Source organism: Amycolatopsis sp. NPDC043889 (assembly GCF_056435645.1).
Window position 1 is genome coordinate 39,379 of record NZ_JBWKEC010000005.1, and the last position, 21,979, is coordinate 61,357.

A 21,979-nucleotide genomic window follows, 5' to 3' on the forward strand; every position below is an offset into this window, starting at 1 on the left:
CGCCCTCCCTAGTGCTCTGAACCCGACTGTGCCCCGTCCCCGATGGACGGAGACGGGGCACAGTGGGGATTCTTGTGTTCCGCGCCTGGATCAGGCCTGGCCGACCTCGAACCGGGCGAACCGGCTCACGGACACGCCGGCCTCGTCGAGCAGGGCCTTGACGGTCTTCTTGTTGTCCTTGACCGACGGCTGCTCGAGCAGGACGTTGTCCTTGTAGTACGCGTTGACCTTGCCCTCGATGATCTTGGGCATGGCCTGCTCCGGCTTGCCCTCTTCGCGGGCGGTGGCCTCGGCGACGCGACGCTCGTTCTCGACGATCTCGGCCGGGACCTCTTCGCGGGTGAGGTACTTGGCCTTGAGCGCGGCGACCTGCATGGCGGCGCCACGAGCGGCCTCCGCGGCGGCCTCGCCCTCACCGGTGTACTCGATGAGCACGCCGACGGCGGGCGGGAGGTCCGCACCGCGACGGTGCAGGTACGTGGTGGTGGTGCCCTCGTAAGCGGCGACACGGCGCAGCTCGAGCTTCTCGCCGATGCGAGCGGCGAGCTCCTGGACCTGCTCCTCGACGGTCTTGCCGTCGAGCGAGGCGGCCTTCAGCTTCTCGACGTCGCTGGTCTTCTCGGCCTTCGCGACCTCGACGATCTTCGCGGCGAGGGCCTGGAAGTCCTCGTTCTTCGCGACGAAGTCGGTCTCGGAGTCGAGCTCGATCAGCACGCCGCCGTCACCGGCGACGAGGCCCTCGGCGGTGGCGCGCTCGGCGCGCTTGCCGACGTCCTTGGCGCCCTTGATGCGCAGGAACTCGACGGCCTTGTCGAAGTCGCCGTCGTTCTCCTCCAGCGCCTTCTTGCAGTTCATCATTCCGGAGCCGGTCAGCTCCCGGAGACGCTTCACGTCTGCGGCGGTGTAGTTCGCCATCGTGGGTGTGTCCGTCCTTTTTCAGGTACGAGAAAGTCTTTTGGGGAAGTCACCCGTGGGGCCGCCCGGAGGCGGCCCCACGAGCGGGGTGGATCAGGAGGAGGCGGTGGCCTGCTCGGCCGGAGCCTCGGTGGCGGCCTCGGTCGCGGCGGCGGCTTCCTTGGCGTCCGCGGCGGCGGTCTCGGAGCCGGCGAGCAGCTCCTTCTCCCACTCGGCCAGCGGCTCGTCCGTGGCGACGCCCGCCTCGGGCTTGGCGTCGGCGGAGGAACCGTTGCGGCTGGAGCGGGCCATCAGACCGGCGGCGGCGGCCTCGGCCACGACCTTGGTCAGCAGCGCGGCCGAACGGATGGCGTCGTCGTTACCCGGGATCGGGTAGTCGACCTCGTCCGGGTCGCAGTTGGTGTCCAGGATCGCGACGACCGGGATGTTCAGCTTGCGAGCCTCGCCGACGGCGATGTGCTCCTTCTTCGTGTCGACGATCCACACGATGCTCGGCACCTTGGCCATGTCGCGGATACCGCCGAGGGTCTTCTCGAGCTTGTCCTTCTCACGGGTGAGCGTGAGGATTTCGCGCTTGGTCAGGCCGGCGAAACCACCGGTCTGCTCCTGCGACTCGAGCTCCTTCAGGCGGAGGAGACGCTTGTGCACCGTCTGGAAGTTGGTCAGCATGCCACCGAGCCAGCGCTGGTTCACGTAGGGCATGCCCACTCGCGAAGCCTCGGCGGCGATCGCTTCCTGAGCCTGCTTCTTCGTGCCGACGAACATGATGGTGCCGCCGTGCGCGACGGTTTCCTTGATGAACTCGTACGCACGGTCGATGTAGGTCAGCGTCTGCTGCAGGTCGATGATGTAGATGCCGTTGCGCTCGGTGAAGATGTAGCGCTTCATCTTCGGGTTCCACCGACGGGTCTGGTGCCCGAAGTGCACGCCGCTGTCGAGCAGCTGCTTCATGGTGACGACGGCCATTGCCGGAATCAACCTCTTCTGTGTCGTGCGCGCCCGGCTCCGCCGGAACGCGCTTGCTCGGTTCGTCGCTCTCGGCCGGGTGGCCGATCGCCCTGGTGCCGATGCTCGGGCCCGGACCCGGGAGCGAAGTACCCCAGGGACCGCCGGGCCGTGTGCCCCCGGCTGTCCTGACCCTCCGTGAGGAGATCGGCCATCGGGAGCGCGCACGTGCACGCGAAGTCAGTCCGCTGCCGCGGACCGCGCAAAAGAGTCTACTCCCTGTCGCCACCGGGTACCGCACCGGCAGCCCCGGATGAGAGGGGTTGTCCACAACCACCTCGGTTATCCACAGATTCCACCGGCGCGCCCCGCACGCCACGCCGTACCCCCAACCTGGAACACATGACCTCGACGACCTCTTCCCGCCCTGTCACCAGGCATTCCTTCGCGATCGACCGCACCGGCGGCAGGCACCGCCGCCCAGGGCACGCCCGGCGCCTTCCCCGCCTCGCGATCCTCGCTACCGTGCTCGCGATCCTCACGTCCGCGGCGATGCCCGGGACGGCGAGAGGGGCGCCTTCCCCGCAGGGGCGCCTCTCCTGGCCGCTCTCGCCGGCACCGAGCGTCACCAGGTACTTCGAGCCGCCCTCGACGCCGTACGGCCCCGGTCATCGGGGCGTCGACCTCGCCGCGCCACCGGGTGCGAACGTGCTCGCGGCCGCCGAGGGAGTGGTGATGTTCGCCGGGCAGGTGGCGGGCCGCGGAGTGGTGTCGATCGATCACGACGGAGGCCTGCGCACCACCTACCAACCGCTCGCCCCGACGGTCACCGCGGGTGATCAGGTCTACCGCGGCCAGGTGCTCGGAACGCTCGCGGCGGGCCACCCGGGCTGCCCGGAGCCGGCGTGTCTGCATTTCGGTGTGCGGCGGGGCGAAGAGTACGTCGATCCGCTCACGGTGATCGGTGAGCCGTCCGAGATCCGCCTCAAACCCTGGGAAGGAGACTGAGTGAGCGCTTCGGAAGGCCGGTGCCCATGGCCTGCGGGTCTCGAGGACGGATGGGTCGCAGGCGTTGCCCGCGGAGCCGCAGGGTGGGTCGCGTGGTCCTGGCTTTGGTTCCTGGCGTGGTCCTGCTCGCCCTTGCTGCTGTTTCGGTGGATGGCGCGATTCGCGTGTCCAGGCACGGGACGCGCGTGATTTGGGGAGCGAACACGCCGGGACCGGACTCCGCACCAGGTGATCCGGCGCGAGACACGCATGATCCGGCTCCACACACGTGTCTTCCGGCTGGAGACACGTGTCGTCCGTCCAAGCACACGCGTCGTCACCGCCGCCCCCGGAGCATGCGACGCACACACGCAGGGAAAGGGGCTCCGGTAGCGCAGCGAGGTTGCGACGCAGACCTCAAGTTTTCGCGGCCCACCCGAAGCAACTCGGCTGATCGTCGCGGAACAGGACGGTGGCTAGGCCTGCTCGACCAGTTTGGCGCGCAACCGCATGACGGCGCGGGTGTGCAGCTGGCTGACCCGAGACTCGGTGACGCCGAGGACCTTGCCGATCTCGGCGAGCGTCAGGCTTTCGAAGTAGTAGAGACCGACCACGATCCGGTCGCGTTCGGTGAGCTGGGCGATCGCCTGCGCGAGCTGACGGCGGTTGTCCTGGTCGACCAGGACGGCCACCGGGTCGACGGCGCCGTCGTCGGGCAGGGTGTCGACCAGCGAGCCGCTGTCCTTGCCGGCGGCGACCAGGTCTTCCAGCGCGATGATGCTGGTCAGCTGCATCTGGCCGTAGAACTCACGAAGGTCGTCGACGCTGATTTCGAGCTCGGCCGCGAGCTCGGCGTCGGTCGGGGTGCGGTTCAGCCGGGCGCCGAGGCGTTCCAGCGCGCGCTCGGCTTCGCGGGCCTTGCTGCGTACCGCTCTGGGGACCCAGTCCTGGGAGCGGAGGTCGTCGAGGATCGCGCCCCGGATGCGCTGCATGGCGTAGGTCTCGAAGCGCAGGCCCCTGGCGGGTTCGAACTTCTCGATCGCGTCGACCAGGCCGAAGATCCCGGACTGGATCAGGTCACCGACGTCGACATGGGTCGGCAGCCCGGTGCCGACCCGGCCCGCGACGTACTTGACGAGCGGGGCGTAGTGCAGCACGAGCCGGTCGCGCACGATCTGGTCGGGAGACTCAGTGAACTCACGCCACAGCGCCTGGATCCCGGCGTCCACTTCGTAGCCGGTCCGCGCTTCGGGCGCGACGGCAGGACCGTCCCCGCCGGGGCGGTGTTTCCCGGCGGCTTCGGTGACATGTGGGTCGGCGGTCATCGGACCGCCGTTCTCAGCATGCGACTCAGCGTGTTCTCCGTGCTCGTGCGGATGCGCGTGCGCCGCCGGTTCGGGCCGCCGGGTCACCTGCCGAGTCCTCCCCGGCATCATCGGGCCCGGGGGTGCGCGCGGTCGTGGATCGCCTTCAGCCGATCGACGGTCACATGAGTGTAGAGCTGCGTTGTGGCCAGCGTAGCGTGACCAAGCAGTTCCTGAACGCTTCGAAGATCAGCACCCCCTTCGAGCAGATGGGTGGCCGCGGAATGCCTCAAGCCGTGCGGTCCCATGTCGTTCGCGCCCGGCACCGAACCGACGGCTTCGTGGACGACCCGGCGGGCCGCCCGCGGATCGAGCCTGCCTCCCCGCGCTCCCAAAAAGAGCGCCGCCTCCGCGGGCCCCTTCGCTTCGACGGCGAGCCTTCCCCTGCCCTCGTCCAGCCACGCCCGCAAGGCCGCTTCGGCGGGGACGCCGAACGGCACGACACGTTCCTTGCCGCCCTTGCCCAGCACGAGCACGACCCGGCGGGAAAAATCGACGTCGCCCATATCCAGCCCGCACAGTTCCGAGACCCGCACACCGGTCGCGTAGAGCAGTTCCACGATGGCACTGTCCCTCAAAGCCACCGGGTCGCGCTGTTCGGCACCGGCGGCTGAGAAGCGCATGACGTCACTGGCCTGCTCCGCGCGGAGGACCCCGGGAAGCTTGCGATGCGCGCGCGGCGCCACCAGCCGCCCACCCGGATCCGACGCGAGCGCCCCGCCTCGGTGGGCCCACGCGGTGAAGGTGCGGGCCGCCGCGGCTCGCCTGGCCAACGTCGTCCGGCTCGCCCCTTCCTCGCGTTGCCGGGCGAGCCAGCCGCGCAGCGTCCCGATGTCGAGGTCGGAGAACCGGCCACCGTTCCCGTCCACGAAACCCATCAGCGACACCACGTCGCCGAGGTAGGCACGCACCGTATGCGCGGACAGCCCGCGTTCGAGGGAAAGGTGCCGCTCGTAGTCGTCGATCAGCTTCCGGACAGGCTCCGGCAGCGCGGCACGGGCGGCGCGCAGATCGGGTCTGCGGGCGCGTTTCCCCGTGCCGTGGGGACCTTCGGTCGACGGCATGCCGATCACGCTGCGCGATGTAGGGCGGATGGTCAAGTATCGCCGCACCCTGTTGCGGTGTCCGTGGTCGGATCGTGCCGGGATGGCGCCTCACGTGTAGGCCAGTCAGGTCTTGGCGGTCCGTCTTCGCCACCCTGCGTCACCCCTTTCCGCGAAGCCGTCGAGTTCGAGCGCCGGAAGCAGCGAACGGACACGTTCGACCGGGATGCCGGACTCGGCGGCGATCCGTTCCACCTGCCTCGCCGACCGATCGGAGAGCGCGTCGTGCACTCGCAGCGCATCCGGACCGAGCCGATCGGTGCGACGGCGCGGTTTCGACGGATCCGCTCCCGTCGATCCGAACCGTCCCGCCGTTTCGAGGATCTCGTCGACCGAGGTCACCAGCGTGGCCTCGCCTTCGCGGATCAGCGCGTGACAGCCGGCGGACATCGCCGAAGACACCGGTCCCGGCATGGCCATCACGACCTTGCCGAGCGCTCCGGCCGTCCCCGCGGTGTTCCGCGCGCCGCTTCGCCTGCCCGCCTCGACCACGACGGTCCCTTCCGTGAGCGCCGCGATGAGCCTGTTCCGGACGAGGAAGCGATGCCTCGCGGGTGTGGTGCCCGGCGGGTACTCGCTGACCACCGCGCCGGTCTTACCGATGGAGCGCAACAAGGTCGCGTGCTGGGCCGGATAGCCGACGTCGACACCGCAGCCGAGCAAGGCGACCGTCGTACCGTCCGCGCTCAACGCGCCCCGGTGGGCCGCGCCGTCGATGCCGTACGCCGCCCCCGAGAACACCGGGATCCCACGGCTCGCGAGGTGGTAGCCCACCTCGGCCGCGTTGTGCTCGCCGCACCCGGTCGCCGCGCGGGCACCGACGATCGCGATCGCCTGGTCCACGGCCTCGTCGAGCCTCGCGGGGCCGCGTACCCACAGCGCCAGCGGTGGCGCCACGCCGGAAACGCCCCTGCTTTGGGCCACGGCCAGCGAAAGCAACGGCCAGGCCGGCCATTCGTCGTCTTCCGGGATGACGAGACGGGCCTCGCCCGCCTCGGCTCGCTCCAGATCCCGCTCGGCGTAGTCGTGTGCTCGCCGCGCGGCGGTCTCGTCGCGCACCTTCGGCGGGCATTCGGCATTTCGCACTCGTTCCGCGGCGGCGACGGGGCCGAACTCACCGACGAAATCGGCCAAGGCGGGTGCCGGCGGCTCGGCCACGCGCAGGAGATACGACCGGGCGATGCGCTCGGCGTCGAGTTCACTCATCCGGATGACCTCTCTCGGAAATTCAGGGCAGCCGCGACCTCGTCCGCCTCCGGCTTGTCGGCGCCCTTCAAATCGGCGAGCGTCCAAGCGATGCGAAGGCAGCGGTCGGCGCCGCGCGCGGTGATCGCGCCCCGCTCCAACGCTCGGTCCAGCAACGCCGTGACCTGCGGCGGCAGCGCGAACTCACGGCGCAGCGCCGGGCCGGGCACCTCCGCGTTCGTGAGCCAGCCCTGCTCCGCCCAGCGTTTTCCGGCCCGTTCGCGCGCCTCCAGCACTCGCTCCCGGACGGCCGCCGACGCTTCGGGCGGCTCACTCAGGTGTGCGCTGAGCGCGGAAAGCGGGCGCAACCGAACCCGCAAATCCACCCGATCGAGTAATGGCCCGGAGAGTCGGCTCAAGTAGCGCCTCCGCACGGTCGCGGAGCACGTGCAGTCGGCGTCCTTCGCCGGAGCGCAAGGGCAGGGATTGGTCGCCAGTACCAGTTGGAACCGTGCCGGGTACCGCACGGCACCCTTGACCCTCGCGATCCGCACTTCGCCCTCTTCGAGCACCGTACGCAGCGACTCCAGCCGCTCCGGGCCGAATTCGCACACCTCGTCGAGGAACAGGATTCCCCGGTGCGCCCGGCTGATCGCGCCGGGCACGGCAAGGCCGCTTCCACCGCCGATCAGGGCGGGCACGCTGATCGAGTGATGAGGCGCGACGAACGGCGGCACGGTGACGAGCGGCGCGGACCGCGAAAGCGAACCGTCGATCGAATGAACCGCTGTCACCTGCAACGACTCTTCAGCGGTCAGTCGCGGAAGAAGGCCTGGGAGGCGCCGAGCGAGCATTGTCTTCCCCACCCCGGGCGGTCCGGTCATGAGCAGGTGATGCCCGCCCGCCGCGGCCACCTCCAGTGCCCACCGCGCTTCCGGCTGTCCCACGACGTCGGCGAGGTCGGGTACCCGCGGCGGCTCCTGGACGACGGACGGCTCGGGACGGGTGAGTTCCCCTTCGCCCTTGAGCCAATCCACGAATTCGCTCAGCCGCGCTACCCCGCGGACTTCCAAGCCGTCCACGAGTGCGGCTTCGAACAGCGACTCGGCGGGTACGACGGCCCTCCGGTACCCCGCGTTGCGTGCCGCCAGCAGTCCCGGCAGGACCCCGCGGACCGCCCGCACCCGGCCGTCCAGGGCGAGTTCGCCGAGCAGCACGGTGTTCAGCAGTTTCGTGGCGGGAACCGATCCGGTCGCGGCCATGACCGCCGCCGCGATCCCCAGGTCGTAGCCGGACCCCACCTTCGGCAGATTCGCCGGTGAGAGGCCGAGGATCACCCGCTCGTCCGGCCAGGTCCGCCCCGAATTGCGGACGGCGGAGCGGACCCTGTCCTTGGCCTCCTTCAGCCCGGTGTCGGGCAGCCCGACCATCGTGACCTTCGGCGAACCACCACCGATGTCGGCCTCGATCTCGATCATCCTGCCTTCGACACCGAGCAACGCGACGGACCAGGCTCTCGCCAGTGCCATTCAGAACGCCGCCTTGATATGCCGCACCTTGGGCTGGGCGTCTGGCCGGGCGACGATCGCGATGATGTCGTAGCGGACGGGGCACCAGCGGAGCATGAACTGGCGCTGCCACTGGTACGCGAGGCGGCGGATGCGGTCCGCCTTGTCCGGGGTCACCGCCTCGGCGGGCGTGCCGAAACCCACCCCGGTCCTCGTCTTCACCTCGCAGAAGACGAGGCGTTTGGTGTCGGTCGCTATGAGATCCAGTTCGCCGTCACGGCAACGCCAATTGCGGCACAAGACGACATAGCCCGTCTTTTCCAGATGCCGGACCGCGAGCTCCTCGCCCCATCGGCCCAGTTCGATATGTGGTGCCCCAGCGGACGGCTGTTCGGCCGTGCTCGTCATCTCGATCCCCCTCAGCGATCGTCACGGTGCGTGTGCGATCAACGCTGCCAGGGTGAGGGGGCGGCGGACAGGTCTGATTTCGTCGCCTGTGGACAACCGGGGTGTTGTGGATGGTTCGGCCGTCGCGGAAGCTCGCCGGGCGGAATCGTCGGTGGGCTGTGCTAGGCGCCCCGGAGATACGTGAAGGCCCCCTTCACACGATGAAGGGGGCCTTCATGGACGTTCCGAAAGATCAGCCGGAGAACGGCCCGTCCTCCGGCAACCGGAGATCCGGTTTGTCGAGTTCCTCGACGTTGACGTCCTTGAACGTGATGACCCGGACGTGCTTGACGAACCGTGCTGGCCGGTACATGTCCCAGACCCACGCGTCGGACATGCGGACCTCGAAGTACACCTCACCGCCGCCGTCGCGCACCTGCACGTCGACGGCGTTGGCCAGATAGAACCGCCGCTCGGTCTCCACCACGTACGAGAACTGGCCGACTATGTCGCGATACTCGCGGTAAAGCGAGAGCTCCATCTCGGTCTCGTACTTCTCGAGATCCTCTGCGCTCATGAAATCCGCGCCCCTCCTCGCGATTTTGCTGCTGTTCCAGCGGCGGAGCGTTCATTGTCACCCACGTACGGGCCGAGGGCACGTATCGGCACGCTCGGGTTTTCCAGTGCCGCGACGGTCAGCACCACCGGGTGAGGTGGTGGCACGCGGTGCGCGGCGGCCGCGGTGGCCACGTTCGTGTACGACCAGCGATGGACCGGGCTCGGACCGTGAGTGTCCAGCGCCGCGCTGTGGTCGGTGGTGCTGTACCCCTTGTGCACGTCGAAACCGTAATGCGGGTGGACGTCGTGCAGGTCGCCCATGATGCGGTCCCGGGTGACCTTGGCCAGCACGGACGCCGCCGCCACGCACGCGACGGCCTTGTCCCCTTTGAGCACCGGGACGCTCGGGGCGGGCAGCCCGGACACGCGGAATCCGTCGGTCAGGACGTAGCCAGGTGTGTTCCGCAGCGCCGAGACGGCGCGCCGCATGCCTTCGAGGTTCATGACATGGATGCCGAACAGGTCGATCTCGGCGGCCGGGATGACGATGACCGAGTAGTCGACGGCACGCTGGACGACCCGGTCGTACACCCGGTCGCGAGCCTTGGCCGTGAGCACCTTCGAGTCGGTGAGCTCGGGCAGGCGGGCAGCGTCCCCCGGGCGCAGGACACAGGCGGCCACGACGAGCGGGCCGGCGCAAGCGCCGCGCCCTGCCTCGTCGACTCCGGCGACGGGCCCGAGGCCCCGCCGGTCCAGCGCACCCTGCAACCCCCAGAAGAGGTCACCACGCACCACTGCCCGCGGCGGCCGAAGCGGCTCGGCCGGTGTGAGCGGTACAGGAAATCTCAAGGCCTTACCGCCTCCGGTCGACCGCCTTGCGCACTCCGGCCGACATCCGCCTGCCGAGGAAGAGCACGGGCCACGCCGCGGCGACACCGACGCCGAGGGGAAGCCCCTGCTGCCAGGCGGGCGCACTGAGCGCCAGCGGCTGGGCGTTCGCCTGCGGGTTGTGGTCCGAAACGCCGCCCCAGCGGCCCGGCGGGAGCACGATGATCCGCGCCTTCCCGATGATGTTCTCGACCGGAATCGCGCCGTTGACCCCGCCGCCGCCCTGGCGCCGTGAGTCGCTCGAATTGTTGCGGTTGTCGCCCATCACCCAGACATAGCCGGCAGGCACCTTGACCGGAGCGAACGTGTCCTGGACGGGCTTGCCGCTCTCGTCCACATTGGAACCCGGTTCCCAGTGGATGTACGGCTCGTCGAGCGCCTTGCCGTCCACGATCACCCGGTTCTGCGGATCGCAGCACTGCACAGTCTGCCCGGCGGTCGCGATGATCCGCTTGACGAAGTCACGCTCGTCCGGCGGCGCGAACCCGATCAGGGAACCCAGCGTGCGGAATCCGGTGACGAAGATGTTGCTGGACTCCGGCGTGTCGATCTCGCCGACCCAGGCGGGCGGTCCCTTGAAGACGACCACGTCGCCGGGGCCGGGATCGGTGAAGTCGTACGTGATCCGGTCGACCAGGATCCGGTCGCCCGTGCACCCCGCGCAGCCGTGCAGCGTGGTCTCCATCGACCCCGAGGGGATCATGTAGACCTTGGCGAGGAACTGCTGGATCAAGATCGTCAGCACGAGTGCCACGACGATCAGGATCGGCAGTTCCTTCCAGAACGACCGCTTCTTGTTGACCTTGCCGAATTTCTTGGAGCCGGACCGGCCCCGCCGGGAGGCCCTGGTGGGGCGCTCCTCTTCGGGGCGATCGGGCTCGTCTTCGGAGGTGTTCTGGGACACGGGTTCGACCACGACGCCAGGTTACCTGTAACCGTGCGGCTACCTACTTGGCGGAGGTCGTCTCGCGGTTTTCGCGGCGTTCCTTGATCTTGGCGGCCTTGCCGCGCAGCTCGCGGAGGTAGTACAGCTTCGCCCGGCGGACGTCACCGCGCTTGAAGACCTCGACCTCGGCGATGTTCGGCGAGTGCACCGGGAAGGTGCGCTCCACGCCGATGCCGAACGACACCTTGCGGACCGTGAAGGTCTCGCGGATGCCGCCGCCCTGGCGACGCAGCACGACGCCCTGGAAGATCTGGTTGCGCTCGCGGTTGCCCTCGATGACGCGGACGTGAACCTTGAGCGTGTCGCCCGGTCGGAAGTCCGGGATGTCGGAACGCAGTGACTGCGCGTCCAGCGCGTCCAGGGTGTTCATCGGTGGTCCGTCCTCGTCTTCGTATGGCTTACGTGCAGCTTGGGCGCGCAGTGTCGGGCACTGCGACCTACCCGGGGGCTGATGGCGTTCCGGTGTACGGCGCCGGCTGCGAAGCCGCGCGTCCACTCACGCCAACCTGTCAAGTATTGCAGACCAGGTCTCAGGCGTTTGACCCGGCCTGGCCGCCGTCCTCGTGCAACCGCTCGAGGACGGCGAGATCGTGCTTGTCGAGACTACCTTCCGGCAGTTGCCCGATCAGTTCGGGCCTGCGCCGCACGGTGCGTTCCAGCGCCTGGTCGCGGCGCCAGCGGTCGATCAGCGCGTGGTTTCCCGAACGCAGGACGTCCGGTACGGCCAGGTCGCGCCAGACCTCCGGCCGGGTGTAGCTGGGGCCTTCGAGCAGCCCGTCGGAGAACGAGTCCTCCTCGGCGGAGCGGGCGTTGCCGAGGACTCCGGGCAGCAGCCGGACGACGGCCTCGACCATCACCAGTACCGCGGCCTCGCCGCCGACCAGCACGTAGTCGCCGATGGAGACCTCGTCGACGGGCATCCGCCTCGCGGCGTCGTCGATCACCCGCTGGTCGATGCCCTCGTAGCGGCCGCACGCGAACACCAGGTGCTCTTCGGCGGCGTACTGGTGGGCCATGGCCTGGGTGAACGGCCGACCGGCGGGGGTCGGGACCACGAGGCGGGTGTTCTCGCCGCAGACGTCGTCCAGGGCGGGGCCCCAGATCTGCGGTTTCATCACCATGCCGGGCCCGCCGCCGTACGGCGCGTCGTCGACGGCGCGGTGGACGTCGTGCGTCCAGTCCCGCAGGTCGTGGACGCCGACCTCGATGAGGCCGCGGTCGATCGCACGCCCGAGCAGCGCGGCGCGGAGCGGATCGAGGTATTCGGGGAAGATCGTGACCACGTCGAGGCGCATCAGGCGTCCAGCAGGCCTTCCGGCGGGTCGATGACCACGCGGCCGCCCGGGACGTCGACCGCCGGGACGATCGCCTTCACGAACGGCACCAGCACCTCGCGTCCGTCGTGCTCGATCGACAGCAGCTCACCGGCGGGCGAGTGCACGATTTCGAGCACCTTGCCGACGACCGTGCCGTCGGCGAGTTCGGCCCGCAGGCCTTCGAGTTCGTGGTCGTAGAACTCATCGGGGTCTTCGGTCGGCGGCAGCGTCGAGGTGTCGGCGATCAGCAGCGCGCCGCGGAGGGTCTCCGCGACGTCCCTGGTCAGCACCTCTTCGAAACGCACCAGCAGCCGCCCGCTGTGCTCGCGGGCGGCTGCGATGGTGAGGTCCCTGCTGCTGCCGTCACGCAGCTTCGTCGTGACGGCCGAACCGACCGCGAACCGCTGTTCCGGCGAGTCCGTGCGCACGTCCACCGCGAGCTCCCCGCGGATTCCGTGCGCCTTGGCGATCCGGCCGACTACGACGTCCATCCCGTTGTGTCCTTGGTCAGCGATCGGTGTCGACGACGTCCACGCGGACGCCGCGGCCACCGATGCCGCCCATGACGGTGCGCAGGGCGGTCGCGGTACGACCGCCCCGGCCGATCACCTTGCCGAGATCGTCGGGGTGCACGTGCACCTCGAGCGTGCGGCCACGACGCGTGGTCAGCAGCTCGACCCGGACCTCGTCCGGGTTGTCGACGATCCCGCGCACCAGGTGCTCGAGGGAGTCAGCGAGGAAGCTCACGCCTCGGCCTTGTCACCCTCGGCGGCTTCGGCCTTGTCGGCTTCGGCCTTCTTCGGAGCGGACTTCTTCTTCGGCGTGGTGGCCTCGGCGGAGGCCGAGTCACCGGCGGCGGCGAGCGCGGCGTTGAACAGGTCCTGCTTCGACGGCTTCGGCTCGGCGACCTTCAGGGTGCCCTCGGCGCCCGGCAGGCCCTTGAACTTCTGCCAGTCACCGGTGATCTCGAGGATGCGCTGGACCGGCTCGGTCGGCTGGGCACCGACGGACAGCCAGTGCTGGGCCCGCTCGGTGTCGACCTCGATGAAGCTCGGCTCTTCCTTGGGGTGGTACTTGCCGATCGTCTCGATGGCCTTGCCATCACGGCGGGTGCGCGCGTCGGCGACGATGATGCGGTAGTACGGCGCACGGATCTTGCCGAGACGCTGCAGCTTGATCTTGACGGCCACGGGTGTGGGTACTCCTCAGTTCTCTCTGATGCATGTGGAAGGCGCACGCCAGCCGAGTGGGGACACGGCTGCGCACACCCGAAGGGTGAGCTCGGGCGCGGTGAGAGGGTCCGGCCAAAGCAGGCAAGCGTACATTCTGCCAGACGCTGATCGGCTGTCAGAACGCGGCTATCCCGAGCGAGGCCAGCAGGATCGTCACGGCCGGGAGGAAGTTGTTCACCTGATGGGCGACCACGCTGCCGAGCAGCCGCCCGGTGAACACCCTGGCCAGCCCGATCGGGATCGCGATCACCAGCAGCAACGTAGTGCGCAGCGGTTCCAGGTGGCTCGCCGCGAAAACGGCCGTGGAGACCAGGAACGCCGCGATCCTCCCCCAGCGTTCGGTGCGCCACGTCAACCGTTCCACCGCGCCCCACAAGAGGCCGCGGTAGATGATCTCCTCGCAGATCGGCCCGACCAGCCACAGGTAGATGAACATGACCACGGCCGCCGAGACCGACATCCGCCGGTCCTCCACGAGCGCGCTGATCGCCGAGGTCGCGTTCTCGTCGCCGACGACCTGCGTCCAGATGTAGGCGGCGAGCGAGGTGAACCCGAGCCCGAGCACACCGAGCTTGAGCCCGACCTTGACGTCGGCCCAGCTCCAGCCGATCCGCAGGTCGGTGAATGGACCATTGCCACGCAGGCGGGTGATCAGCAGCGCGACCCCGGCGGCGATCATCGTCGGCAGCATGGTGCCCAGCAGCACCATGCGCATCGGCAGGGGCTGACCGGGCTGGACGTCGCCGAGCAGGACGCTGATGAACGCCGCCGACGCCAGCAGGACGGCTTCCACCAGGAGGAAGGCCCCGAATCCCCAGCGATGCGGCGGTGGCGTGTCGGGCGCGGCCACCTCACCTCCGGCAATGAGCTCATCCGGCGGCGCGGCCTCGGGGATCGGCTCCCTGGGCTGAGATACGGTCACGCCGATCCTCCGGTGATCGTTCGGTTACTCAAAGACTCTAACCGCCTGGACCGGCGATCACCTCGCCGCGAAGAGCAATACAGCCGGTGGGAGGTTGTTGGCGGCGTGCGCGATGACGGACGCGCTCACCCTGCCGGAGAGGTAGCGGGCGAGACCGATGGCGATGCCCTGGCCGAACAACGCGATCGTGCGCGCGGCCTCGCCGTGCAACTGGGCGAACACCAGTGCGGTGACCAGCAGGATCACCCACGAGGGCAGGCGGTGGAAGCCCATGGCGTTCCACAGCGTGCCGCGGAACAGCAGTTCTTCGGTGACCGGAGCGGCGAGGACGACGATGACCGCGGCCAGCACCAGCCAGATCGTGTCGCCGTCGGTGGTGCCCGACAGCTCGGTGATCGGGCCGGGCGAGACGTCGGAGAAGGTCCTGTCGTCGCTGTCGGTCCCGTACACGGCGAGCAGGAGCAGGTTGAGGAGGTAGCCGGCGGCGAGCGCGGCGGCCCCGCAAGCGAGCCCGATCCGGACGTCGCGCCAGGTGGGTTTGAGCCCGAAGTCCGTGCGGAGCCCCTGCCCCCAAACGCGTGAGCCGACCGCCGGGCCGAGACCGAGCACGAGGGTCGGCAGGAACGCGAGGATCAGCAGCGGGCCGACGTCACGGAGTTCGAGCGGGTCGTAGCCGCCGAAGCGGCCTGACATCAGGAAGCTCATGACGAGCGTGACGAGGTGGTATCCGGCGATGCCCGCGAAGAACGCTACAAAGCCCCAGTGCGCTCCGAGCACCAACCGCTCGCGAGCCTGCCCGTCGTCCACCACGCCTCCACGCTAGGCCGTGTCCTGTGAGTCTTGTTCGATGGGATTCGTGATCCAGGTGGTTCCTGGCGGCACGGAGACCGCGGACAAGACTCACAGGACACGGCCCAGTGCCGCTCCGGTCACGGATGGAGTCGGGTCAGGCGTAGATCTTGCCACGCAGGACGATGTGGCTCGGATGCCGCAGCACCGCGAGATCCTCGCGCGGATCGGACGGGTAGACGAGCAGATCGGCCGGCGCGCCGTCGACGATTCCCGGTACGCCGAGCCATTCGCGGGCCGCCCACGAAGCCGAAGCCAGCGCCTTCTCCGCGGACATGCCCGCCTTGTGCAGCGCCTCGATCTCGTCGACGAGCCTGCCGTGCTCGACCATGCCGCCCGCGTCGCTTCCGGCGTACACCGCGACGCCCGCCTCGATCGCCGTCGAGACCATCTCCCCCACGCCGGCGTGCAGTGCCCGCATGTGGTCGGCGTACACCGGGTATTTGCCTGCCTTGTCCGCGATACCCGGGAAATTCTCGATGTTGATCAGAGTCGGCACGAGCGCGATCCCGCGTTCGGCGAGGACGTCCAGCTGGTCCGTAGAAAGCTCAGTGCCGTGTTCGAGGCAATCGATCCCCGCGTCGATCAGGCCCGGCAACGCGGCCTGGCCGAACACGTGCGCCGTCACCTTGGCGCCCTCTGCGTGCGCGGCGGCGATGGCCTCGGCGAGGACGTCGTCGGGCCAGAGCGGCGCGAGATCGCCTACACCGCGGTCGATCCAGTCGCCGACGAGTTTGACCCAGCCGTCACCGTCACGCGCTTGTTCGGCGACCGCCTTCGGCAGTTCGGAAGGGTCTTCGAGTTCGATGCCCAGGCCGGGGATGTAGAGCTTGCGCAGGGCGAGATGCCGTCCGGCGCGGATGATCCGCGGCAGATCGGCCCGCTCCTGCAACGGCCGGACGTCGATCGGCAGCCCGCAGTCGCGGATCAGCAGCGTCCCGGCGTCGCGATCGGTGATCGCCTGTTCGGCGGCCTCTTCCAGCGTGGTCGCGCCGCCGACGCCGATCCCGGGGTGACAATGCGCGTCGACCAGCCCGGGAACCAGAAAGCCTTCCCGGACCACGGTTTCCGCTCCGGCGACCGGTTCGGTGGTGATCCGGCCGCCGGTGACCCACAGCTCGCGGTGCTCGCCGTCCGGCAGGACGACGCCGGCCAGGTGCAGCGCTTTCACGGGGCTACTTGTCCTTCGGCAGCTTGAACTTCTTCGGGTCGAACCCTGGTACGTCGTTCATGCCGCCGAGCTGCGAGAGGTCGGGCATTCCACCGGGCATACCGCCGCCCGGGGGGAGCATCGGCATGCCGCCGGGGAAGCCGCCACGGACCTTGGGCTGCGTCGGGCCGCGCCCCTTGCCCTTCTTCCCCTTCTTGCCCTTGCGGTTCTTGCTGCCGCCGCCTCCGCCGCCGAAGCCGAACCGGCCCGCCATCTGCGCCATCATCTTGCGCGCTTCGAAGAACCGGTTGACCAGGTCGTTGACGTCGCGGACGGCGACACCGGAGCCCTTCGAGATCCGGACGCGGCGCGAGGCGTTGATGATCTTCGGGTCGGCCCGCTCGGCGGGGGTCATGCCGCGGATGATCGCCTGCAGCTTGTCGAGCTGCTTGTCGTCGACCTGCGCGAGCTGGTCCTTCATCTGCCCGGCGCCGGGCAGCATGCCGAGCAGGTTGCCGATCGGGCCCATCTTGCGGACCGCGAGCATCTGCTCGAGGAAGTCTTCGAGGGTGAGCTGGCCGCTGCCGAGTTTGGCCGCCGTCTGCTCGGCCTTCTCCTGGTCGAAGTGCTGCTCGGCCTGTTCGATGAGGCTGAGCACGTCGCCCATGCCGAGGATGCGGCTGGCCATCCGGTCCGGGTGGAAGAGGTCGAAGTCCTCGAGCTTCTCACCGTTGGAGGCGAACAGGATCGGCTGGCCGGTGACCTGGCGGACGGACAGCGCGGCACCACCGCGGGCGTCACCGTCGAGCTTGGTGAGCACGACACCGGTGAAGCCGACGCCGTCGCGGAACGCCTCGGCCGTGGTGACCGCGTCCTGACCGATCATCGCGTCGACGACGAACAGCGTCTCGTCCGGCGAAACGGCGTCGCGGATGTCCGCGGCCTGCTTCATCAGCTCTTCGTCGACGCCGAGACGGCCGGCGGTGTCGACCAGGACGATGTCGTGCTGGGCGCGCTTGGCCTCGTCGATGGCGCGGCGGGCGACGTCGACCGGGTCGCCGACGCCGTTCCCGGGCTCGGGCGCGAAGACCGCGACCCCGGCCCGCTCGCCGACGACCTGCAGCTGCGTGACCGCGTTGGGACGCTGGAGGTCACACGCGACCAGCATCGGCGCGTGACCCTGCTTCTTCAGCCACATCGCGAGCTTGCCAGCGAGCGTCGTCTTACCGGCACCCTGCAGACCCGCGAGCATGATGACCGTCGGCGGGTTCTTCGCGAACGTGAGCCGCCTGGTCTCGCCGCCGAGGATGGTGACGAGTTCCTCGTTGACGATCTTGATGACCTGCTGCGCCGGGTTCAGCGCGCCGTGCACCTCGGCGCCCTTGGCGCGCTCCTTGATCCGGGCGATGAAGTCCTTGACCACAGACAGCGCGACATCCGCCTCGAGCAGCGCGATACGGATCTCGCGCGCGGTGGCGTCGATGTCGGCGTCGGAGAGCCTGCCCTTGCGAGACAGCGTCTGCAGGGCGGACGTGAGCCGATCGGAGAGGGTGTCGAACACGGGTGTGCACGCTCCAGCTGGGTCGTTGTGGCTCGCCGGTACCAACCGGCGGCTTCCCAGGGTAGTCGGTGTCGGAGGTCAGCGTTTGACGCGGTTGCGCACGGCCAGCAGGGCCAGGCCGAGCAGCAGCGGCCCGAGGACGCGCGTGACCAGCCGCAAGACCTCTCCGAGCGGCGTCAGGTCCTTCGGCAGCGACGCCAGTTTCGTTTCCAGCGAAACGGTGCTTTGGGCGACGTAGATCAAGGTGTCGCCCAAAGCGGGCGTGGTCTTGAAACCGCCTATCCACATGCTCGTGCTTACGACGGCTATGAGAACGGCCAGGGTGGCGAGGGCCCTGAGGGCGCGAAGGCCGTAGCCGGAGACGAGCCAGTAGAGATGGAGGATGACGCGCTCGGACCACGGGGTCGCCCGGCTGTGGCGGCGCATCTCCATCTCGCCGTAGTAGAAGTCGGCGGCACCGGGTTCGTTCTTGCCGTCTTCCTGTGCCTTGCGGAGCTGGCGGTAGAGGTCGGCGATGCGGCGCGGGCCGATGGCCTCGGGACTCTTCCGCCACCAGGCGCGTTCCTCGGCGAGGGCCTGCCGCCGCCGAAAGGTGCCGAACTCGCAGTCGCCTTCGATACGGAGCTTGTCCAGATGGTGCGCGCCGGCGAAAAGACAGCTCGCGAGGTCGATGTCGGTGAGCACGAGATCCGCGACATCGACGCCGCGGATCGACAACAGGCTCGGCTTGAGCATCGCCGCAGACGGCTCATCCTCAAAGAACGGCCGGTCGGCGGCACTGACTGTTGAAGGCTTGCCGAACACCGCCCGCTCGAGATCGATCTCGCCACCGCGCAGCGCCAGGGTGCTCCCTTCGTGAAAAGTGGCCTCGGCACAGTTCAACGTGGTGGCCACCACTTCGACAATCACCCGCCTCTGGAAAACGGCGTGCGAGAAGCTCAAGTCGCGAGCCAGCAGAGGTCCGATTCGTTCCGTTCGCTCGAACTCCGCCCCCGCAAAGCTGGAATCTCCCTCGAAACGCACGGTGTCGAAACCCGGATCAATATGGAATCTCGCCTCGGCGAACCAGGCGCCACCGGCGAACTTCGTCCGCCGAAACTCGACCGGCCCGGCGAAAGTGGCGCCCGCAAAATTGGCCGGGCCGGCGAATTCTGTTTCCTCGGCGAAGAGAGCTGGGCCGTCGAAAACCACATCTCGAAATTGAACCGGGCCGAACTTCGCATGGCGAACGAGAAGTTCGCCGAACCGGGCCTGCGCAAAGCTCGTGTTCGCGGAGAAACGTGCTCCCACGAAGGAACAAAACTGTCCGAAGTCGGTTCCCTCGAAGCTGACGTGGTCACTGAAGATCACGTCATTGAAGGTGACCGAATCGAAGACGGCGTCCTTGAAATGCGTGCGCTTATCGGGAAAGCGAGCGAGAGTGAAATCGGCACGGCCGAAGCTCGGTCGTGCATCTGCGTTTCGCACGGCGCGCAGCAAGCGACCGACCAGTTCCTTCGACAGCACGGTCGCGCGCAGATCGACGTCGTCGCCAGGCTTGAGTCCAGCCAGAGCTGTATCCAGATCGCCTGGTTCCAGATGAGCAAGGCAACGATCGAAGTCGCCGAAGCGGACAGCAGCACACTCATCGATCTGACAATCGCCCCAGGGATTCACCACACTCGCCTTTCTAGCGCAAAACAGGGCTCCGGGACCGATCGCCCCTCGCAGACCGGTACCGGAGCCCCTACGGAAGGCTCGCCTCCCCGCGAGCCGACCGTAAGCACACTTGGCGAGCTTCGCGGGACTCGGTATCGCCGGACCCCCAGTACCAGGCGATTCGCTGCCCGCGCTCTCTCCGCGCGATGGCATAACCTTGCCCGGTCACCCTGGGGTCACGGCAGCGTGAAGACCCCCAACTCCCCCTGAGTAGATCTACTCAACTGGTCTTGGCCGACGACGAAGCCCGCTTCGCCCGCGTCCGCGCCTGGCGTGCCTTGCCCGCCGCTTCCTTGGCTTTCTCGACCGGGCCCTGCTGCAATGCCGCCAGCAGCCGCGTCACGCCTTCGGCCTGTTCGGCGGCGGTCGGCTGGAGGACGTCGTCGCCGTCCAGCTTGGCCTGGATGAGCGCTTCGAGCGCTTCGCGGTAGTGATCGGTGTACCGGCCAGGATCGAAATCCCGCGTGAGGTCCTCGATCAGCGAGACCGCGTTCCGCAGTTCACCGCGCCGCAGGTCGACGTCCTCGTGCAGGAACGGGAAGTCGGGCCGCCGGATCTCGTCGGGCCACAGCATCGTCTCGAGCAGGATCACCTGGTCCCGCACGCGCAGCGCGCCCAGTGTTTCGCGCTGCCGCAGGGTCACCTTCACGATCGCGATCCGCCCGGACTGCTGCAGCGCCTCGCTCAACAACACGTACGGCTTGGTGCCGGCCGGTTCCGGTTCGAGGTAATAGCTGCGCGCGAAGTACATCGGGTCGACCTGCTCGGCGGGGGTGAAGGCGACGACATCCATCGACTGGGTGGTCGGCGGGAGCAGCGACGCGAAATCCCCGGCGGTCAGCAGGACGACGTCACCGTTGGGGACGGGGTATCCCTTGGCGATCTCGGCCGCGGGCACCTCGGCGCCGTCGACCTCGCAGACCCACTTCACCCGCACCCGGCCACCGTCTGGCTCGTGCACCTGGTGGAGGGGGACGTTGTGCTCCTCGGTCGCGCTGTACGCCTTCACCTGGATGGCGTAGGTCCCGAATCCGATCGTGCCTTTCCACACCGCACGCATGGCCCACCTCCGCTGGTCAGCGTATCCACGCGCCGAAGGAGCGGGACAGCTACAAACGGGTGTCAGGGGCGACCGATTCGCTCACACATTCGAAGGACGGTCGGGATTCGGCGAGTGCCTCGGCCGAACAGTCGACAGCGGTGGCCGCCGCACGGAGCACTTCGGCGACGACCTCGACGTCGATCATCGGGGCGGTGGCCAACGCGCCTTCCCCTCCCCCTTCGACCCGGCCGGCCATGCCTTCGAGCGCGATGGCGAGGGCCTGCTGCCCCGCGACGAGGTGCCGGACCACTTTGAGCAGTTCGGGCACGGTCGCGGCGGTACCGGACGCGGTGAGGGAGACGGCGAGGTCGTCCGCGCACGCACGGAGATGGGAGGCCACGACCGTCGGCGGAAGCGTGATCCGCTGCGGTCCGGGCGAGTCCTGCTCGTGGTCGAGCACGTGCTCACCGCCCCTCCGGCTCCTTCGGGTCTCGACCGCGCACATCCTGCCACCGCTACCCTCCGCGATTCGCACGACACCCCGATCGAGGTCAGCCGACGCCGAGCAGAACCACCGCGGCCGCCGCTCCGGCGAGACCGGCCGCCTGGATCCGTGACGGCCGCTCACGCAACGCCACGACGCCGAGCACCACCGGAACGACCGGGTAGAACGACGCGAGGACGACGGCGATCGTGGTCAGTCCCTCCCGGGTGGCGAACAGGTAGAGCATCAGCGACAACGCGGCGAAACACCCGTTCAGCGCGGAAAGTGCCGCCAGGCGTGGAGGAAGGCACAGGCCGCTCCCCGAGGGCAGTGCCATGGGCACGACCGTCAGCGTCGCGGCGAGCCTGCTCGCCACCAACGGCCAGAGACCGGCTTGCGGCGCCGCCTGCGCGAGGGCGAGGTATTGGACGGCGAAACCCACGCTCGCGATGAGCGCGACGCGAGCGGCGGGCGTCGTCCCCGGCTCCTCGCCGTGGCCGGAACGCGACACCGCCCACAGCGCGCAGATCGCCAGTCCGGTTCCGGACCAGGCCGGCGCCGAGGGGCGTTCGCCGAGTAACGCCACACCGGCGATCACCGGCAGTGTCACGCTCCCCACCGCGCTGAGCGGTACCACGATGCTCAACGCGCCACTGGCCATCGCCCGGAACAGGAAGACCATGCCGATGCCCGTGCCCACCCCGGACGCCGCACCCCAGCCGAGGTCCGGGAGGGACGGAGCTTCCGGCGTCAGCAGGGAAGCCGCGCCGAGCATGAAGACGAAACCCGCCGCCTGCCCCGCGAACGCGACGGCGACGGGGGCCGCCTTCCGCGCGAGCAGGCCGCCCGCGAAGTCGACCACCCCGTAGGACAACGCGGACCCCAAGGCGAGCAAGGTGGGGTCCGGCATGCCACTGGCCTACCCGGCGGCCGTGGGTT

24 protein-coding genes are annotated in these 21,979 nt (G+C 68.9%); 1 reads left to right on the plus strand and 23 read right to left on the minus strand.

Translation table 11 applies throughout. The features are described from left to right. Positions 1-90: 90 nt before the first annotated feature. Together tsf and rpsB are read right to left on the minus strand one after the other, a co-directional pair. Positions 91-915, minus strand: a complete 825-nt coding sequence (tsf, locus tag AC0685_RS12345; protein WP_340687351.1) for a translation elongation factor Ts — start codon at positions 913-915, stop codon at positions 91-93. Positions 916-1,008: 93 nt separating this feature from the next. Then, the gene (rpsB, locus tag AC0685_RS12350; RefSeq protein WP_034310929.1) at positions 1,009-1,881 is read right to left on the minus strand and encodes a 30S ribosomal protein S2; all 873 of its coding nucleotides are present in this window, start codon (positions 1,879-1,881) and stop codon (positions 1,009-1,011) included. Between the two features lie 381 nt (positions 1,882-2,262). Here rpsB and AC0685_RS12355 point away from each other — a divergent pair, with 381 nt between their 5' ends. Then, positions 2,263-2,868 (plus strand): murein hydrolase activator EnvC family protein, encoded by a 606-nt coding sequence (locus AC0685_RS12355; RefSeq protein ID WP_478225589.1) that lies wholly within the window; start codon positions 2,263-2,265, stop codon positions 2,866-2,868. A 455-nt stretch (positions 2,869-3,323) separates the two neighbouring features. Here the strand turns inward: AC0685_RS12355 and AC0685_RS12360 are convergent, their stop codons facing one another. The 21 genes from AC0685_RS12360 to AC0685_RS12460 form a co-directional block, all read right to left on the minus strand. Continuing rightward, on the minus strand, positions 3,324-4,172 hold the full coding sequence (locus AC0685_RS12360; protein ID WP_478225590.1) for a FliA/WhiG family RNA polymerase sigma factor: 849 nt from the start codon (positions 4,170-4,172) through the stop codon (positions 3,324-3,326). Positions 4,173-4,279: 107 nt separating this feature from the next. Next, the gene (locus AC0685_RS12365; protein ID WP_478225591.1) at positions 4,280-5,275 is read right to left on the minus strand and encodes a tyrosine recombinase XerC; all 996 of its coding nucleotides are present in this window, start codon (positions 5,273-5,275) and stop codon (positions 4,280-4,282) included. A gap of 105 nt (positions 5,276-5,380) precedes the next feature. Next, positions 5,381-6,520 (minus strand): DNA-processing protein DprA, encoded by a 1,140-nt coding sequence (dprA, locus tag AC0685_RS12370; RefSeq protein WP_478225592.1) that lies wholly within the window; start codon positions 6,518-6,520, stop codon positions 5,381-5,383. Then, positions 6,517-8,028, minus strand: coding sequence for a YifB family Mg chelatase-like AAA ATPase (locus AC0685_RS12375; RefSeq protein ID WP_478225593.1), 1,512 nt, complete (start codon positions 8,026-8,028; stop codon positions 6,517-6,519). The genes dprA and AC0685_RS12375 overlap by 4 nt, the downstream gene beginning before the upstream one ends. Further along, a complete protein-coding gene (locus AC0685_RS12380; RefSeq protein WP_340687346.1) occupies positions 8,029-8,415 on the minus strand; it encodes a YraN family protein in 387 nt (128 codons plus the stop codon). A gap of 232 nt (positions 8,416-8,647) precedes the next feature. Next, on the minus strand, positions 8,648-8,971 hold the full coding sequence (locus tag AC0685_RS12385; RefSeq protein ID WP_003096226.1) for a DUF2469 domain-containing protein: 324 nt from the start codon (positions 8,969-8,971) through the stop codon (positions 8,648-8,650). Continuing rightward, positions 8,968-9,747: a ribonuclease HII gene (locus AC0685_RS12390; protein ID WP_478225856.1), complete on the minus strand. Its 780-nt coding sequence runs from the start codon at positions 9,745-9,747 to the stop codon at positions 8,968-8,970. The genes AC0685_RS12385 and AC0685_RS12390 overlap by 4 nt, the downstream gene beginning before the upstream one ends. A 58-nt stretch (positions 9,748-9,805) precedes the next feature. Continuing rightward, positions 9,806-10,756: a signal peptidase I gene (gene lepB, locus AC0685_RS12395; protein ID WP_478225594.1), complete on the minus strand. Its 951-nt coding sequence runs from the start codon at positions 10,754-10,756 to the stop codon at positions 9,806-9,808. Positions 10,757-10,787: 31 nt separating this feature from the next. Continuing rightward, a complete protein-coding gene (rplS, locus tag AC0685_RS12400) occupies positions 10,788-11,156 on the minus strand; it encodes a 50S ribosomal protein L19 (protein ID WP_005154717.1) in 369 nt (122 codons plus the stop codon). 160 nt (positions 11,157-11,316) lie between these two features. Then, positions 11,317-12,081, minus strand: a complete 765-nt coding sequence (gene trmD, locus AC0685_RS12405; RefSeq protein WP_478225595.1) for a tRNA (guanosine(37)-N1)-methyltransferase TrmD — start codon at positions 12,079-12,081, stop codon at positions 11,317-11,319. Next, positions 12,081-12,593, minus strand: a complete 513-nt coding sequence (gene rimM / locus AC0685_RS12410; RefSeq protein ID WP_340687343.1) for a ribosome maturation factor RimM — start codon at positions 12,591-12,593, stop codon at positions 12,081-12,083. The genes trmD and rimM overlap by 1 nt, the downstream gene beginning before the upstream one ends. Positions 12,594-12,609: 16 nt before the next feature. Continuing rightward, positions 12,610-12,849, minus strand: coding sequence for an RNA-binding protein (locus AC0685_RS12415; RefSeq protein ID WP_003103110.1), 240 nt, complete (start codon positions 12,847-12,849; stop codon positions 12,610-12,612). After that, positions 12,846-13,292, minus strand: coding sequence for a 30S ribosomal protein S16 (gene rpsP, locus AC0685_RS12420; protein WP_005154724.1), 447 nt, complete (start codon positions 13,290-13,292; stop codon positions 12,846-12,848). The genes AC0685_RS12415 and rpsP overlap by 4 nt, the downstream gene beginning before the upstream one ends. A gap of 157 nt (positions 13,293-13,449) precedes the next feature. Then, positions 13,450-14,256, minus strand: coding sequence for a lysostaphin resistance A-like protein (locus AC0685_RS12425; protein ID WP_478225596.1), 807 nt, complete (start codon positions 14,254-14,256; stop codon positions 13,450-13,452). 57 nt (positions 14,257-14,313) lie between these two features. Beyond that, positions 14,314-15,063 (minus strand): CPBP family intramembrane glutamic endopeptidase, encoded by a 750-nt coding sequence (locus tag AC0685_RS12430; RefSeq protein WP_350579133.1) that lies wholly within the window; start codon positions 15,061-15,063, stop codon positions 14,314-14,316. Positions 15,064-15,202: 139 nt separating this feature from the next. Beyond that, positions 15,203-16,276 carry an amidohydrolase family protein gene (locus AC0685_RS12435; protein WP_478225597.1) on the minus strand — a complete coding sequence of 358 codons (1,074 nt, stop codon included), beginning with the start codon at positions 16,274-16,276 and terminating at the stop codon, positions 15,203-15,205. A 4-nt stretch (positions 16,277-16,280) separates the two neighbouring features. Further along, entirely contained in the window at positions 16,281-17,816 is a 1,536-nt protein-coding gene (ffh, locus tag AC0685_RS12440) for a signal recognition particle protein (RefSeq protein WP_007032900.1), read from the minus strand. A gap of 78 nt (positions 17,817-17,894) precedes the next feature. Beyond that, positions 17,895-19,475 (minus strand): pentapeptide repeat-containing protein, encoded by a 1,581-nt coding sequence (locus AC0685_RS12445; protein WP_478225598.1) that lies wholly within the window; start codon positions 19,473-19,475, stop codon positions 17,895-17,897. Between the two features lie 259 nt (positions 19,476-19,734). Continuing rightward, positions 19,735-20,574: a non-homologous end joining protein Ku gene (gene ku, locus AC0685_RS12450; RefSeq protein WP_478225599.1), complete on the minus strand. Its 840-nt coding sequence runs from the start codon at positions 20,572-20,574 to the stop codon at positions 19,735-19,737. A gap of 49 nt (positions 20,575-20,623) precedes the next feature. Further along, a complete protein-coding gene (locus AC0685_RS12455; protein ID WP_478225600.1) occupies positions 20,624-21,016 on the minus strand; it encodes a hypothetical protein in 393 nt (130 codons plus the stop codon). A 91-nt stretch (positions 21,017-21,107) separates the two neighbouring features. Further along, the gene (locus tag AC0685_RS12460) at positions 21,108-21,950 is read right to left on the minus strand and encodes an EamA family transporter (RefSeq protein ID WP_478225601.1); all 843 of its coding nucleotides are present in this window, start codon (positions 21,948-21,950) and stop codon (positions 21,108-21,110) included. Between the last annotated feature and the right edge of the window lie 29 nt (positions 21,951-21,979).

Coding starts and splice junctions, on each gene's coding strand:
- tsf (WP_340687351.1), bottom strand. CDS start 915: ATGGCGAACTACACCGCCGCAGACGTGAAGCGTCTCCGGGAGCTGACC.
- rpsB (WP_034310929.1), bottom strand. CDS start 1,881: ATGGCCGTCGTCACCATGAAGCAGCTGCTCGACAGCGGCGTGCACTTC.
- AC0685_RS12355 (WP_478225589.1), top strand. CDS start 2,263: ATGACCTCGACGACCTCTTCCCGCCCTGTCACCAGGCATTCCTTCGCG.
- AC0685_RS12360 (WP_478225590.1), bottom strand. CDS start 4,172: ATGACCGCCGACCCACATGTCACCGAAGCCGCCGGGAAACACCGCCCC.
- AC0685_RS12365 (WP_478225591.1), bottom strand. CDS start 5,275: ATGCCGTCGACCGAAGGTCCCCACGGCACGGGGAAACGCGCCCGCAGA.
- dprA (WP_478225592.1), bottom strand. CDS start 6,520: ATGAGTGAACTCGACGCCGAGCGCATCGCCCGGTCGTATCTCCTGCGC.
- AC0685_RS12375 (WP_478225593.1), bottom strand. CDS start 8,028: ATGGCACTGGCGAGAGCCTGGTCCGTCGCGTTGCTCGGTGTCGAAGGC.
- AC0685_RS12380 (WP_340687346.1), bottom strand. CDS start 8,415: ATGACGAGCACGGCCGAACAGCCGTCCGCTGGGGCACCACATATCGAA.
- AC0685_RS12385 (WP_003096226.1), bottom strand. CDS start 8,971: ATGAGCGCAGAGGATCTCGAGAAGTACGAGACCGAGATGGAGCTCTCG.
- rplS (WP_005154717.1), bottom strand. CDS start 11,156: ATGAACACCCTGGACGCGCTGGACGCGCAGTCACTGCGTTCCGACATC.
- trmD (WP_478225595.1), bottom strand. CDS start 12,081: ATGCGCCTCGACGTGGTCACGATCTTCCCCGAATACCTCGATCCGCTC.
- rimM (WP_340687343.1), bottom strand. CDS start 12,593: ATGGACGTCGTAGTCGGCCGGATCGCCAAGGCGCACGGAATCCGCGGG.
- ku (WP_478225599.1), bottom strand. CDS start 20,574: ATGCGTGCGGTGTGGAAAGGCACGATCGGATTCGGGACCTACGCCATC.
- AC0685_RS12460 (WP_478225601.1), bottom strand. CDS start 21,950: ATGCCGGACCCCACCTTGCTCGCCTTGGGGTCCGCGTTGTCCTACGGG.